We start from the raw sequence: 13,806 nt of genomic DNA on the forward strand, positions 1-13,806 counted from the left end.
CGCTAATAACGTCTTTGTCAGTTCCCCTGACAGTCTCGATCGGTTCTTCGAACCGTCCCCCGTGCCCCGCCGACCGGGTCGCCGAGCCGCCGTTCGAACCACCTTTTCCGGCCCGTCGGGTGCTGCCCGTACCAGCGCGACTCCACCGTTCCGCCAGCGAGGAAACCGAGGCTGACGGCCTAGACGGCGATCGGCCTCGGGCCGGACGGGAAGGTCGGTGTCCGCATTGGCGCGACTCACACGCAGAAGGCTGCTGGAACTCTCGGCGCTCTCCGGGGGGATCGCGCTCCTCGGCGGTCCCGCCGCCGCCTCCCCCTCCGGGACGACGGGACCGCAGTCCCTGGGACCGCAGTCCCTGGGACCGGTGGTGCTGGAGCCGGACGACCCCCGGTACACCGAACTCACCACGCGCGGGTACAACGGCCGCTTCACCGGCTCTCCGGGCGTCGTGCACCTGGTCGGCTCCGCGGGGCAGGTGGTCCGCGCGGTGGAGGAGGCGGCCCGCGTCCGCGGGCGTGTCGCGGTCCGCAGCGGCGGGCACTGCTTCGAGAACTTCGTCGACGACCCCGCGGTCCGGGTCCTGATCGACGTCTCCGAGATGACGGCCGTCACGTACGACCCGGACCGCCGGGTCTTCGCCGTCGAGGCGGGTGCCACGCTCGGACGCGTCTACCGCACCCTCTACCTCGGATGGGGCGTCACCTTGCCCGGCGGTGGCTGCCCGACGGTCGGCGTGGGAGGCCATGTGGCCGGCGGCGGTTACGGCGCGCTCTCGCGCCGGTACGGTCTGGTGGTCGACCATCTCCACGGGGTCGAGGTGGTGGTCACCGACCGGTCCGGCCGCGCCCGCCTCGTGACGGCCACCCGGGACTCCACCGGTGTCGAGCGCGAGCTGTGGTGGGCCCACACCGGCGGAGGCGGAGGCAACTTCGGCGTCGTCACCCGCTACCTGTTCCGGACGCCCGGCGCGACCGGAGGTCCGGGCGACCTTTTGCCCCGGCCGCCCGGCGCCGTGCGCTCGCTCTCCCTCGGCTGGCAGTGGCACGACCTGGACCGCGCGGCCTTCGCCCGCCTCCTGCGCGCCCACGGCGACTGGCACCACCGGCGCGTCGGCTCCAACTCGTCCTACGGGGAGTTGTCGAGCGGGCTCACCCTCGGCCACCGGACGAACGGGAAGATCACAGTGGACGCCGCGATCGACGCCTCCCACCCCCGCGCCGCCGAACTCCTCAACGCCCTCGCCGTCGAACTGACCGGGGCGGCCGGGGCCCCGCACACCTCGTCCACGGCCACCACGCCCTGGCTGAAGTCGGTCCTCGGAGGCGTGCAGTGGCCCGGCGGGGCCCGGTTCAAGTCCAAGTCCACACTGCTGCGCAAGCCCTGGAACGACCGGCAGGTCGGCGTCCTCCACGACCATCTGAGCCGTGGCGGACCGGAGTTCGCCACCGCCGCCGTCTACCTCACCTTCCTCGGCGGGCGGGTCAACGACGTACCCGCCGAGGCCACCGCCATGCCCCACCGTGACTGCCTCTTCAGCGCCGTGCACGAGGCCCTCTGGGGCGAGGAGGAACAGACGGAGCGCCAACTCGCCTGGGTCCGCGGCCTCTACCGGGAGCTCCACGCCGACACCGGCGGCGTCCCGGTGCCGAATGAGGCCAACAGCGGCGCGTACGTCAACTATCCGGACACCGACCTGGCCGACCCGCGGCTGAACACCTCGGGCGTGTCCTGGAGGACCCTCTACCACCGCGGCCAGGGGGACCGGCTGCGCCGGGTCAAGGAACGCTGGGACCCGCTGGACCTGTTCCGCCACGCCCTGTCCGTCCGCCCGCCCGGCTGACGGCCGCCGGCGCGGCCCAACGCTGCCGAGTGGCCCGCGGGCCTCCGGCGCCCCGCCGGCCGTCCGGTGCCGAGCAGTCGTCGAGTCCCTGACCAGAGCCGGCGCGGAAGCTGACCGCCTCCATGAGACCGCTGACCCAGAGCCGAGCTGGACGGAGCACCATGTCGCACCCCCGGACCACCCACCACACCGAGCACACGATCACGGTGGCCGCCCCGGCGCACCGCGTCTTCGACCTGATCGTCGACGTCGGCCGCTGGCCGGAAACCTTCCCGCCCACCGTGCACGTCGAATACGTCGAACGGTGCGGCACAGAGGAGCGCATCCGGATATGGGCCACCGCGAACGGCGAGGTCAAGACCTGGACGTCGCGCCGTGAACTGGACCACGACCGCCTCCGCGTCTCCTTCCGGCAGGAGGTCTCCCAGCCCCCGGTGGCCGCCATGGGCGGGGAGTGGATCGTCGAGGCGATCGACGACGCCCGCACCCGGGTGCGCCTCCTCCACGACTTCCGGGCCGTCGGCGACGACCCCGACAACGTGGAATGGATCGAGCGGGCGATCGACCGCAACAGCGGAGCCGAACTGGACGCCCTGCGCACCGCTTCGGAACGGGCCGAAGACGCCGACGGCCTCACCTTCACCTTCGAGGACACCGTCGAGATCCCCGGCAGCCGCAAGGACGCCTACGCCTTCATCAACGAGGCGGGCCGCTGGCCCGAGCGGCTGCCCCACGTCGCCGCCACTGTCCTGGAGGAGGACGTTCCCGGGGTGCAGATGCTGGAGATGGAGACCCGGGCGCCGGACGGGTCCACGCACACCACCCGCTCCGTGCGGGTCTGCTTCCCGGACGAGCGGATCGTCTACAAGCAGCTACGCACCCCCGCCCTGATGAGGGCGCATATCGGGCGGTGGCTCTTCGAGGAGGACGCGGACGGGGCACGGATCACTTCCCTCCACACCGTGGTCCTCAACGAGGAGACCATCCCGGCGGTCCTGGGTCCCGACGCCACCGTCGCCGATGCCCGCGCCTTCGTACGGAACGCCCTCAGCCGCAACAGCACCACGACCATGGAGCACGCGGCCGCCCACGCCTCGGGGGACCGCTCCTAGCTCGCCCGCGGGGCACACCGGAAGGGGAGGGCCGGTCATCCTGGCCCTCCCCTTCCGGCGGTTCCGGTCCGGCTCAGTCCTTGGGGCTGCCCAGAGCAGCCTCCGAGAGCCAGTCCACCGCGTCGGGATAGGTGAAGGGATGCATGAACGCACCCGCCCTGACGTCCCGGTAGAGACGCGACAGCGGATGCGACCCCGAGTAGGAGGCGCCGCCGATCACCGTCACGCAGTCCGCCACGATCTCCGGCGCCAGCCGGTTGACCGTCAGCTTGGCCCGCTGAAAGTCGAACATCATGCGCCGGCCGCGCTCAAGCGGATCGCCGTCGAACTCGTACGCCAGATGGTCCGCCACCGTCAGCGTGGCCGCTGTCGTCGTCCTGAGTGCGTGCAACCGGGCCTCGATCTCCGCCAGCAGCGTGCGCACCCCCGCCGCTGGCGTGCCGCCGCGCCGGGTCAGCTCGGCCACCACGTGGTCCCGCGCGGCCTGGGCCACCCCCACGTAGATCCCCAGCATGGTGATCGAACTGACTGTCTGCCCGGCCAGGGCCGCGTCGTCGCGCTCCCCGAGCGGCCCGCGCAGGAACACGTCCTCCGGACGGACCGGACAGTCCTCCAGGAGGATGTCCACGCTGCCGGAGGCCCGCATGCCGAGGCCATCCCAGTTGTCCAGGACGGTCAGACCCGGGGCCCACCGGGGCAGTACGGCGGCCGCCGACCGCGGCACCCCGGCCACCTCCACCCGCGCCGAGACCACGAAGTCCGTGGCGATCGGTGCCATGCTCGCCAGCGTCTTGCGACCCGACAGCACCCAGCCGCCGTCCGGCGCCGGCCGCAGGCGGGTGATCACTCGGCCCCCGCCCGCGTCCTTCACCGTGGTGCACACCACCGCCTCGCCGGAGCCCATCGCCCCCAGCAGCCGAGCGGCCAGCTCCCGCGCCTGCTCGTCGCCGTGCCGCCACTCGTGGGTGAGCGTCAGACCACGGCTGAGCTGCATGTGCAGGGCGAGCGCGGTCGAGGCGTCCGCCTCGGCCACGGTCGTCAGGGCCAGACAGACGTCGTGCAGCGAGGAGACACCGAGGCCACCGAGTTCCTTCGGCACGGTGGCTCCGAGCACCCCGCTCGCGCGGAGCCCCTCGAACACCTCGACCGGGAAGGCGCCCTCCCGGTCCGCCCGGTGGGCTCCCTCCCGCATTCGGGGAAGGTGCTCGGTCAGCAGCGCGAGCAGCGCGCGGCCCGAGGCGGTCCTCGGGCCGCGCAGATCCGCCGTGACCGCGCGGTCCCTGTCGTGCGTCGCCATCGCGTTCCCCGCTTCCTTCACTCGACTCCGGTCGCCCAGTGCGATCGGGACGGCCCCGATGATGTCCGGCGCGCTTCGACGACCGTTGGAAAGCCACTGCCCCCGGGTCCACCGCCGGTCATACGCCCGTCTCGCGGAGATAGCGGTCCAGGGCGAGCCGGTGATATCCCGGCCCGAACACCGAATCGGCCGGCTCCGGTACCAGGGCCCGCAGCTTCTCCACCGAGGGACAGTGCGAGAAGGCGCTCTCGCCCCCGCTCACCACTTCCTCAACAGCATCGAGGCCGAGCCGCTGCTTGAGGTGGGCGACGACGTCGAGGACGTCCACGCAGTCCCCGGAGGCCACGTTCACCGTCTCGTCGCGCACCCCGGAGGCCAGCAGGCGGTCGACGAGCCCGACGAAGTCCGCGACGTGCAGCAGGTCGCGCCGGGCCCCGGGATGCACCCGCACCCGTCCCGCGCGCACCTGCGACACCAGGGCGGGCACCAGCCGGAAACCGGGTCCTTTCGGCCCCAGCACATAGGAGAGGCGCAGCACGAGGTGTGCCACGCCGGACTCCCGGATCTCCGACTCCAGGGCGAACTTGTGGAGGCCGTAACGCGTGGTCGGGACGATCGGGTCGTCCTCACGGCCCCGGCAGCCGGGACTGCCGTACATGCTGGCCGTGGAGAAGAAGACCAGCAGTTCGCCCCGGCTTCGGCAGCGCGCGATCGTCTCCCGGACGAGCGCCGCCTCCCGCTCGTGCTCGGAATCCGGCAGGTGCTGGCGCGGAACGCCCGCCGCCAGCACCGTCACCCCGGGGTGCGTCTCGCGCAACGGCCACAGGTGCCGGGCGAGGAAACCCTTGCCGATGATGTCCATGATCGCGTCACCCTAGGGGGCCGGTGCCACGCTGCCCTCGTGTCCGGCTCGACGCCCGGTCCGGCCGGAGACAGGGGAAGTCGAGAGCGGGTCGAGACGGCCTGCCTAGTGTTCCGGCCCATGGTGGCGAGCATGACCGACAGCGCGCTGGGACGCGTCCTGCTGACCCTGCGCGGCGTCCAGTGGATTCTGGGCACGAAAGGCGACCCGTACGCGCTGTTGCTGCGCGCGGCCGGAGACGACCGGGCCGAACTGGGCCGGCGCGTCCGCGAGCGGGGCCCTCTGTACTGGAGCAGTGCCGAGGCCTGGGTGACGGCAGACCACGAGGTGGTCGCCGCCGCGCTGGCCGACCGGCGCCTCACGCCCCGGCCCCCCGACACCAGCGGCCCGCTCGGGGGGCCGGACGGGGAACCCGCTCCGTGGGACGTGCCGGCCCTGCGGGAGGCGCTGCCGCTGACCGGGCTTCCGTCCGCCCTCGACCGGGAGGAGTACGAGCGACTGCGGGGATGGGCCGCGCCCGTGCTCGGCGAACGGGCCCTGCGCCGCCGGCACGCGGCGGCCGTCCGGGCCTATCGGAACCGGGCGGCGTCGGTGGGAGAGCGGTTCGACCTGATGGACGACCTGATCCGGCCCGCCACGGTGGACGCCGGGCGCGTCCTGCTCGGCGTACCGGCCCACCGGGCCGCCCGCTTCTCGGAGCTCAGCGGACAACTCGCCGGCGCCCTGGACGCCACGCTCTGCCCGCCGCGGCTGGACACGGCCCGCCGGTACCGCGCCGCACTGCCGGAACTCCTGGCCCTCCTCGCGGAGACGCTGGAGCCGCTCGACGCGTCGGGCGCGGACGGAGCGCCGGGCACGCCCAACCCACCGGGCACGCCCATCACCTCGAATACGTCCGGCTCAGCGGGCTCTCCCCGTACAGCGTCCCGTACGGCCCACCCCCACTACGCCCGCAGTGACGCGGGAGCAGGCCACCGCAGCAGCTCCGGGCTTCCCCACCGTCTTTCCGCCATCCCCACCCCCCACGGTCCGCCCCCGCCCGAGGACGTCCTCACGGTGTGCGCCCTGCTGGCCCTGGTCGGCGTCGACGTCGCCACCACCCTGACCGGCAACGCCGTCGCCCTCCTCCTGGACCATCCCGACCAGTGGCGGGCCCTGTGCGAGGACCCCGACCTCGCCCCGGCCGCCGTCGCCGAGACCCTGCGCCACACGCCCCCCGTCCGCCTGCACCGGCTGTACGCCCGCGAGGAGCTTGAACTCGCGGAGACCCGGGTGGCGGCGGGCGAGGAGGTCGTCCTGCTCACCGAGGCGGCCCGGCGCGACCCCCGGCACCTCCGCGACCCGGACCGGTTCGACATCCACCGGCCCGCCCCCGAACGGCACCTGCTCCCCGAGGAGGGCAACGCCGACGGCCTCGTCGGTCCGGCGGCGCGCCTGGCCGCCGAGGCCGCCCTGCGGGCCATCGCCGCGGAGCTGCCCGGCCTGACCAGGACCGACGAGGTGCTGCGCCGCCTCCGTGCCCCGATCACCGGCGGCGTGATCCGCTTCCCCGCCGCCCGCCAAGGAATTGTCCGGCGGTAGTTCCGCCCCGGACCCTATGAACCCGAGGAAGGCCCCATGTGCCGTGTCTGTGGAGGACCCGTCCGTCAGTTCTTCGACTTCGGGCGCCAGCCACTTTCCGACGCGTTCCTGAAACCCGACCGCGTCGACGACGAGTACTTCTACCGGCTCGCCGTGGGCAGCTGCGAGTCCTGCGGCATGATCCAGCTCCTGGACGAGGTCGCCCGGGACCGGATGTTCCACGAGGCCTACCCCTACCACTCGTCCGGCTCGGCCCACATGCGACGCCATTTCGAGCAGACCGCCGGACGCCTCTTCCGTGAACACCTGCGCGGCCCCGACCCTTTCGTCGTGGAGATCGGCTGCAACGACGGGGTGATGCTGCGGGCCCTGGCGAAGGAGGGCATCCGGCACCTGGGCGTCGAGCCCTCCGGCGGTGTCGCCGAACTCGCCCGTCAGCAGGGGGTACGGGTCCTCAGCGAGTTCTTCGAAGAGGCGACGGCGGCCGCGATCGTGGCCGCCGACGGCCCGGCAGACCTGGTTTACTCGGCGAACACCATTTGCCACATCCCCTACCTGGACTCCGTCTTCCGGGGTCTCGACACGCTGCTCGCACCGGACGGCGCCTTCGTATTCGAGGACCCCTACTTCGGTGACATCCTGGAGCGCACCTCCTTCGACCAGATCTACGACGAGCACTTCTACTTCTTCACCGTGCGCTCGGTGAGCGCCGCCGCCGCACGCTTCGGCTTCGAGGTCGTCGATGTCGAACGGCTGCCGGTGCACGGGGGCGAGCTCCGCTACACCCTGAAGCGGGCGGGCCGGGGCACGCCGAGCCCGGCCGTGGCCGATCTGATCGCCGAGGAGGACCGCAGAGGGATCGGCACCCCCGAAGTCTTCGACACCTTCGCTGCCGGGGTCGAACGCGTCCGCACCGATCTGACCGCACTCCTGGGCGAGTTGCGCGCGGACGGCAAGACGATCGTCGGTTACGGCGCCACGGCGAAGAGCGCCACCGTGACCAACTTCTGCGGCATCGGCCCCGATTCGATCGCCTGGGTGTACGACGTGACCCCGGCCAAGCACGGGAAGCTCATGCCCGGTTCGCACATCCCGGTCCGCCCCACCGAGGCCCTGGCCCACCCCTACCCGGACTACGCGGTGCTGTTCGCCTGGAACCACGCCGAGGAGATCATGGCGAAGGAGCGGCTGTTCCGGGAGTCGGGGGGCCGCTGGATCGTGTACGTGCCCGAGGTCCGCGTCCTCTGACCGCGGAACGCCGCCGGCCAGGCCGGCACCACCACAAGCAACCGAGGACGGTGTCATGCAGTCGCGACAGCTCGCCGTGGACGGCGCGTTCGAGTTCCGGCCGAAGATCTTCACCGACGAACGGGGGCTCTTCGTCTCCCCGTTCCAGGAGACGGCCGCCCGACAGGCCCTGGGGCACCCGCTGTTCCCTGTGGCCCAGACGAATCACAGTCTCTCCCGGCGCGGAACGATCCGGGGCGCCCACTACACTCTCACGCCTCCAGGCATCGCCAAGTACGTGTACTGCGCGCGGGGCAGGGCCCTGGACATCGTCATCGACGTCCGGGTCGGCTCGCCCACCTACGGGCGCTCGGAGACCGTCCTGCTCGACCAGGAGGACTTCCGAGCCGTCTACTTCCCCGTCGGCGTGGCCCACGCATTCGTGGCGCTGGAGGACCGGACGGTGATGTCGTACATGCTCTCCGGGGAGTACGTGCCCGAGAACGAATTGGCGCTCTCCGTCTTCGACCCGGTTCTCGAACTTCCCCTGCCGACGGACTTCGAGCCGGTCATGTCGGAGCGGGACCTTGCCGCGCCCACCCTGGAGACGGCGGAGAAGTCCGGCACTCTCCCGGACTACCGCCGGTGCCTGGAGATCGAACGGGCGCTGTGCGGCGGCCCGGCCCGGTGACCGCCGGCCGGGAGTCCGCCGTCGCCGTGTTCGGCGCGACGGGCTGCGTGGGCCGCGCGGTGACCGCCGCGTTCGTCCGCGCGGGCCGGCCGGTCCTCGAAGTGGCGCGGCACCGGCCCCCGTACGCGACCGGCAACCGCTTCCTCGCCCTGGACGCGGCCGCCGCCGACCCCGGCGAACTCGCCGCTCTGCTGGCCGCGGCCCACGTGGACACCGTGGTCAACTCGACCGGCGGCTGGGTCACCGGCGAAGAGGAGAACCAGCGGGTCCACGTCCACCTCGTGGAGAACCTGCTCGCTGCGCTCGCCCGGGCGCCGGGCAGGACCCGCTTCGTGCAGATCGGATCCGTCCACGAGTACGGTCCGCTGCCCGCCGGCACCGCCGTCGAGGAGACCCGCCCGGCCCGCCCCGTCTCCGCCTACGGGCGCAGCAAACTCGCCGGAGCCGAGGCTGTCCTCCGTGCCAGCCGGGCGGGCCTCGTGGACGGTGTGGTGCTCCGCGTCGTCAACCTCTGCGGTCCGGAGGCGGCGGGGGTCGGGTTCCTCGGCGCCGCCGTCCGCCGGCTGCGTACCGCCACCCCCGAACAGCCGGCCGAGCTGACCGTGGCCGACGCCCACCGGGACTTCCTGGACGTACGGGACCTGGCCGCCGCCGTCCTCGCGGCCGCGATCCGCCCCGTCGCCGGGCAGGTGATCAACGTGGGCCGCGGGGAGGCCGTACCGGTGGCGTACCTGCTCGACCTGCTCGTCGCCGCCGCCGGACCGCCTCCGGGCGCCGTTCGGCTCCGGGCCGCGCCCGTCGACTCGCGGGGCGGCGACTGGACCCGGGCCGACATCCGCCGCGCGGCCCGGTTACTGGGATGGCGCCCGGCCGTGGAGCTGCCCGAATCGATCAAGGACATGTGGGACGCGTCCCGCGCGGACCACCCAGTGGAGCAGTCATGACAGAACCCCTGACACGCGCCGCGACCCCGCTGCGCGTCGCCGCGTCGGCGCGGGCCCGCGACGGCGGGCACACCCCGCACTCGGCGTTCCACGACTGGTACGCCAGGGCCGCCAGCCGTACCTTCACCCGGGTCGAACGGGTCCGGCTCGACGAGCTCCCCGGCTGGGAGACCGAGCCCGACACCGGCAACCTGCGCCACCACACCGGCGGCTTCTTCACCGTGGAGGGCCTGGAGGTGCGGATGCCCGCCGGGCCGGTACCGGCCTGGAGCCAGCCCATTATCAACCAGCCCGAGGTCGGGGTCCTGGGCATCCTGGTCAAGGAGTTCGACGGCGTCCTGCACTGCCTGATGCAGGCCAAGGTCGAACCCGGCAACGCCAACGGCGTGCAGATCTCCCCGACCGTCCAGGCGACCCGCAGCAACTACACCGGGGTCCACGGCGGCCGCCCTGTGCCGTACCTGGACCGGTTCCGCGAACCCGGCTCCCGGGGCTCCCTCGTCGACGTACGGCAGTCGGAACAGGGCTCCGCCTTCCACCACAAACGGAACCGGAACATGGTCGTCGAGGCCGAGGGAGAGGTGGAGGTCCACGAGGGCTTCCACTGGCTGACCCTCGGCCAGCTCCACCGGCTCCTCGCCGAGGACGACACGGTCAACATGGACGCCCGTACGGTCCTGTCCTGCCTCCCCTTCGCCCACGCGGAACTCGCCCGGGAGCTCGGGGCGCCCGACGACCCCTTCCGGGAGGCCCTCTTCCGTTCCTGCGACCCCTCCGCCGAGGCCCGGCACCCGCTGGGCGCCGTCCTCAGCTGGATCACCGAGGCCCGGACCCGCACGGAGATCCGGACCCGCCGCGTCCCGCTGGCCCGGCTGCCCGACTGGCACCGCACCCCGGAGCGGATCTCGCACGCCTCCGGGGCCTTCTTCGACGTCATCGGCGTCCGCGTGGAGGCCGGCGGCCGGGAGGTCGCCCGCTGGTCCCAGCCGATGATCGAACCGCACGGCACCGGCGTCGTCGCCTTCCTCACCCGGTCCATCGACGGGGTGTTGCACGTGCTGATGAACGCCCGGGTCGAGGCGGGCTATATGGACGTGGTGGAACTGGCCCCCACGGTCCAGTGCACCCCCGCCTCCTATGAGCACCTGCCGAGGAGCGCGCGGCCGCGCTACCTCGACGCGGTGGAGGGCGCGGATCCCGCGCGGGTCCGCTTTCGCTCCGTCCTCTCGGAGGAAGGCGGACGCTTCCACCACGCGCGCAACCGCTACCTGATCGTCGACACCGACCTCGACGTCCCGCCCGACGATCCCCACTACCGGTGGATGACCGTCCACCAGCTCGTCGAGCTGCTGCGGCACAGCCACTACCTCAACATCCAGGCCCGCAGCCTGGTGGCCTGCCTGCAGAGCCTGTTGCTGCCGGGGGAGCCGGCGCCGATCGCGGAGAGGAAGGTCCGGGTATGACCACGGAGAACCTACGGCCCGTCACCAACTGCCGGGTGTGCGCCGCGTCGGACTGGCAGCGCGTGGTCTCCTTCGGAGACGTGCCGCTGGCCAACGCGTTCCTGGAGCCCGCCGACTCATACGAGGACGAGCCCGCCTACCCGCTGGGCGTGATCTCCTGCCGCTCCTGCCGGTTGATGAGCGTCACGCACGTCGTCGACCCCGAGGTGATGTACCGGACGTACAGCTACGTCACCTCCGACTCGGAGACCATCACCCGCCACATGGAGTTCGTCGCGACCACCTGCAGGGAGCGCGCCGGGCTCTCCGCCGGGGACCTGGTGGTGGAGCTCGGCAGCAACACCGGCCAGCAGCTGGCCGCCTTCGCCCGCAACGGCGCCCGGGTGCTCGGCGTGGACCCCGCCCGCAACTTGGCGGCCGTCGCCAACGAGCAGGGCATACACACCCTGCCCGAGTTCTTCACCGAGACCACCGCCGGGGCCGTGCACCGCTCCCACGGCGCCGCGCGCCTCATCCTCGGCCGCCACGTCTTCGCCCACATCGACGACCTCGCCGGGGTACTCGCCGGGGTGCGCGCGCTGCTCGCCCCCGACGGGGTATTCGCCGTCGAAGTCCCCTACGCGGTCGACCTGCTGGAGAAGTACGCGTTCGACACCATCTACCACGAGCACCTGTCGTACTTCCTCGTCCGCACCCTGGACACCCTCTTCACCGGGCACGGACTGAAGCTCTTCGACGCGGAGCGGCTCCCGGTCCACGGCGGCTCCCTGCTGGTCCTCGTCGGCCGCCCCGAGGCCCGGCGCCCCGTCACCGACACGGTCGGCGAGCTGATCGCGGCGGAGGAGCGGGCCGAGCTCGGTTCCGACGCCGCCTACCGGGAGTTCGCCCGGGGCGTCCGGGTGGTCCGCGAAGAGTTGCCCGGGCTGGTGCGCTCCCTGCTCGCGGAGGGCAAGCGAGTCGCCGGCTACGGGGCCTCGGCCAAGGGCACCACGATCCTCAACATCTGCGGCCTCGGGGCCGACGAGGTGGCCTACTGCACCGACACCACCTCGCTCAAGCAGGGCAAGGTGCTGCCCGGCACGCACATCCCGGTCCGCAGCCCCGGCCACGCACGGAACGACCCGCCCGACGTCTACCTCATGCTCGCGTGGAACTACGCCGACGAGATCCTCCGCAAGGAGGCGGACTTCCTGCGTTCCGGAGGCCGGTTCATCCTGCCCTTCCCCCGACCCGCTGTCGTCTCCGCCGACACGGTCCGCTGACGACGCGGACCCACACCACGCGCGAGGGCCGGGCGGGACGTCACCGCGACGTCCCGCCCAGGCCTCGAACCGTTCCCCTCAGGGCCGGTCGTCGCGGGTCACGTACCGCTCGCGCACCTGCCACTCCCCGTCCTCGACGACCAGGACGTCGTCGCACACGCACATCATCAGCAGACGTGGCGCCTCGTCCCGTCGGGTCGCCACCACCTGCACGTACGACCGCACCCGCACCGAGCCGTCCGCTCCGGGGCCCTCCACCGCGGCCGTGGTCAGCAGGTGCCGGCGGACCTCGCCCCCGGCGGCGAGGTCCGCGTGAGCGGACCGGACCCCCTCCGCCAGTGCGGCACGTCCGCGGACCGGCTCGGGCAGCGACGGCGGAGCGAACAGGCCATCCTCGGTGAAGGTGGCGGCCCACGCCTCGGCGTCGCCCGAGTCCAGCAGCTGCATCTGCCGGGCGTGGAACCGCTGGATGTCGGCGCACAGCGACGCGTACCCCGGGCTGAAGGTCTCGTTCACGGATCTCCCTCCTCGCCCGCCGGTTGCGGGCGGCTGCCGCCGATGCTCGCGCGCGCCCTTGGAACCGGACTCGTACCGCGACGGGGCCCCGGCCTCCAGCCCGGCTCGACCGTTGCTCCGGCCCCGGCCGGGAGGATGCCGACCCTGAATCCCGTCCCGACCCCCTGGAGGTATGCCGTGAGGCTTATCGACCTGTCCTCGGCGGTGGACGCGGCGCTCTGGGAACCCGACCCCGTGGAGCACCACGTCCTCACCCCTCGGGAGGGCGCCCTGCACATGAGCGAGGAGATGCGTACCCACTTCGGCATATCCTTCGCCCCCGAGGAGCTGCCCGACGGCGAGTTCCTCTCCCTGGACCGCGTCACGCTCACCACCCACACCGGCACCCACGTGGACGCGCCCTCTCACTACGGCTCCCGGGCGGGCTACGGCGACGGCGTGCCCAGACACATCGACCGGATGCCGCTGGACTGGTTCCTGCGCCCCGGCATGGTGCTGGACCTGACCGACGCGCCCACCGGCGTCATCGGCGCGGAGCGGCTGGAGAGGGAGTTCGCCCGCATCGGCCGTCCCCCGAGCCCGATGGACATCGTCCTGCTGCGCACCGGAGCACAGCGCCACCGGGGGACCGAGCGGTACTTCACCGATTTCGCGGGGCTCGACGGCCCCGCCGTCCATCTCCTCCTCGACCTCGGCGTCCGGGTCATCGGCACGGACGCGTTCAGCCTGGACGCCCCCTTCGGGGACATCATCGCCCGCTACCGGGCCACCGGGGACCGTGACGTGCTGTGGCCCGCACACATGATCGGCAGGGACCGCGAGTACTGCCAGATCGAACGCCTGGCCAACTTGGAGGCGCTGCCGGGCCCGTACGGCTTCCAGGTGTCCTGCTTCCCTGTGAAGATCGCCGGCGCCGGTGCGGGCTGGACCCGCGCGGTCGCCCTCGTCGACGAATGAGCCGTCCGACACCTGGCCCACCCGTGCCCGGTCCCGGGCCCATACCCGAAGGAG

The 13,806-nt window shown here is 72.5% G+C and carries 12 protein-coding genes; 9 read left to right on the top strand and 3 right to left on the bottom strand.

The window, feature by feature from the left end; translation table 11 throughout:
* Positions 1–217: 217 nt before the first annotated feature.
* Entirely contained in the window at positions 218–1,840 is a 1,623-nt protein-coding gene (locus IG62_RS0126135) for an FAD-binding protein (protein WP_078872243.1), read from the top strand.
* A gap of 161 nt (positions 1,841–2,001) precedes the next feature.
* Complete coding sequence (locus IG62_RS0126140; RefSeq protein ID WP_030808070.1) at positions 2,002–2,952, top strand: aromatase/cyclase; 951 nt, start codon at positions 2,002–2,004, stop codon at positions 2,950–2,952.
* 73 nt (positions 2,953–3,025) lie between these two features.
* Here IG62_RS0126140 and IG62_RS0126145 read toward each other — a convergent pair whose 3' ends face one another.
* Both IG62_RS0126145 and IG62_RS0126150 read right to left on the bottom strand, forming a co-directional pair.
* Positions 3,026–4,249 carry an acyl-CoA dehydrogenase family protein gene (locus IG62_RS0126145; protein WP_030808073.1) on the bottom strand — a complete coding sequence of 408 codons (1,224 nt, stop codon included), beginning with the start codon at positions 4,247–4,249 and terminating at the stop codon, positions 3,026–3,028.
* Between the two features lie 118 nt (positions 4,250–4,367).
* Positions 4,368–5,111, bottom strand: coding sequence for an NAD-dependent epimerase/dehydratase family protein (locus tag IG62_RS0126150; RefSeq protein ID WP_030808076.1), 744 nt, complete (start codon positions 5,109–5,111; stop codon positions 4,368–4,370).
* 132 nt (positions 5,112–5,243) lie between these two features.
* Here IG62_RS0126150 and IG62_RS42310 point away from each other — a divergent pair, with 132 nt between their 5' ends.
* The 6 genes from IG62_RS42310 to IG62_RS0126180 are packed head-to-tail and all read left to right on the top strand — an operon-like array spanning position 5,244 to position 12,279.
* The gene (locus tag IG62_RS42310) at positions 5,244–6,692 is read left to right on the top strand and encodes a P450-derived glycosyltransferase activator (protein WP_158795120.1); all 1,449 of its coding nucleotides are present in this window, start codon (positions 5,244–5,246) and stop codon (positions 6,690–6,692) included.
* Between the two features lie 36 nt (positions 6,693–6,728).
* A complete protein-coding gene (locus IG62_RS0126160) occupies positions 6,729–7,940 on the top strand; it encodes a class I SAM-dependent methyltransferase (protein WP_030808081.1) in 1,212 nt (403 codons plus the stop codon).
* Positions 7,941–7,995: 55 nt separating this feature from the next.
* A complete protein-coding gene (locus tag IG62_RS0126165; RefSeq protein ID WP_030808083.1) occupies positions 7,996–8,610 on the top strand; it encodes a dTDP-4-dehydrorhamnose 3,5-epimerase family protein in 615 nt (204 codons plus the stop codon).
* The gene (locus tag IG62_RS0126170; protein ID WP_234326748.1) at positions 8,589–9,554 is read left to right on the top strand and encodes an NAD-dependent epimerase/dehydratase family protein; all 966 of its coding nucleotides are present in this window, start codon (positions 8,589–8,591) and stop codon (positions 9,552–9,554) included. Before IG62_RS0126165 ends, IG62_RS0126170 begins: the two co-directional genes overlap by 22 nt.
* On the top strand, positions 9,551–11,017 hold the full coding sequence (locus IG62_RS0126175; protein WP_037839350.1) for an NDP-hexose 2,3-dehydratase family protein: 1,467 nt from the start codon (positions 9,551–9,553) through the stop codon (positions 11,015–11,017). The genes IG62_RS0126170 and IG62_RS0126175 overlap by 4 nt, the downstream gene beginning before the upstream one ends.
* Positions 11,014–12,279 carry a class I SAM-dependent methyltransferase gene (locus tag IG62_RS0126180; RefSeq protein WP_030808091.1) on the top strand — a complete coding sequence of 422 codons (1,266 nt, stop codon included), beginning with the start codon at positions 11,014–11,016 and terminating at the stop codon, positions 12,277–12,279. The genes IG62_RS0126175 and IG62_RS0126180 overlap by 4 nt, the downstream gene beginning before the upstream one ends.
* A 78-nt stretch (positions 12,280–12,357) precedes the next feature.
* On the opposite strand, the gene IG62_RS0126185 is transcribed toward IG62_RS0126180, so the two are convergent.
* Entirely contained in the window at positions 12,358–12,795 is a 438-nt protein-coding gene (locus tag IG62_RS0126185) for a nuclear transport factor 2 family protein (RefSeq protein WP_030808094.1), read from the bottom strand.
* A 177-nt stretch (positions 12,796–12,972) separates the two neighbouring features.
* Between IG62_RS0126185 and IG62_RS0126190 the strand changes: the two genes are divergently transcribed.
* Positions 12,973–13,752, top strand: a complete 780-nt coding sequence (locus IG62_RS0126190; RefSeq protein ID WP_030808097.1) for a cyclase family protein — start codon at positions 12,973–12,975, stop codon at positions 13,750–13,752.
* Positions 13,753–13,806: the final 54 nt, after the last annotated feature.

Origin of the sequence: Streptomyces sp. NRRL S-337 (assembly GCF_000720175.1) — a bacterium.
Classification (GTDB): Bacteria; Actinomycetota; Actinomycetes; order Streptomycetales; family Streptomycetaceae; genus Streptomyces; species Streptomyces siderophoricus.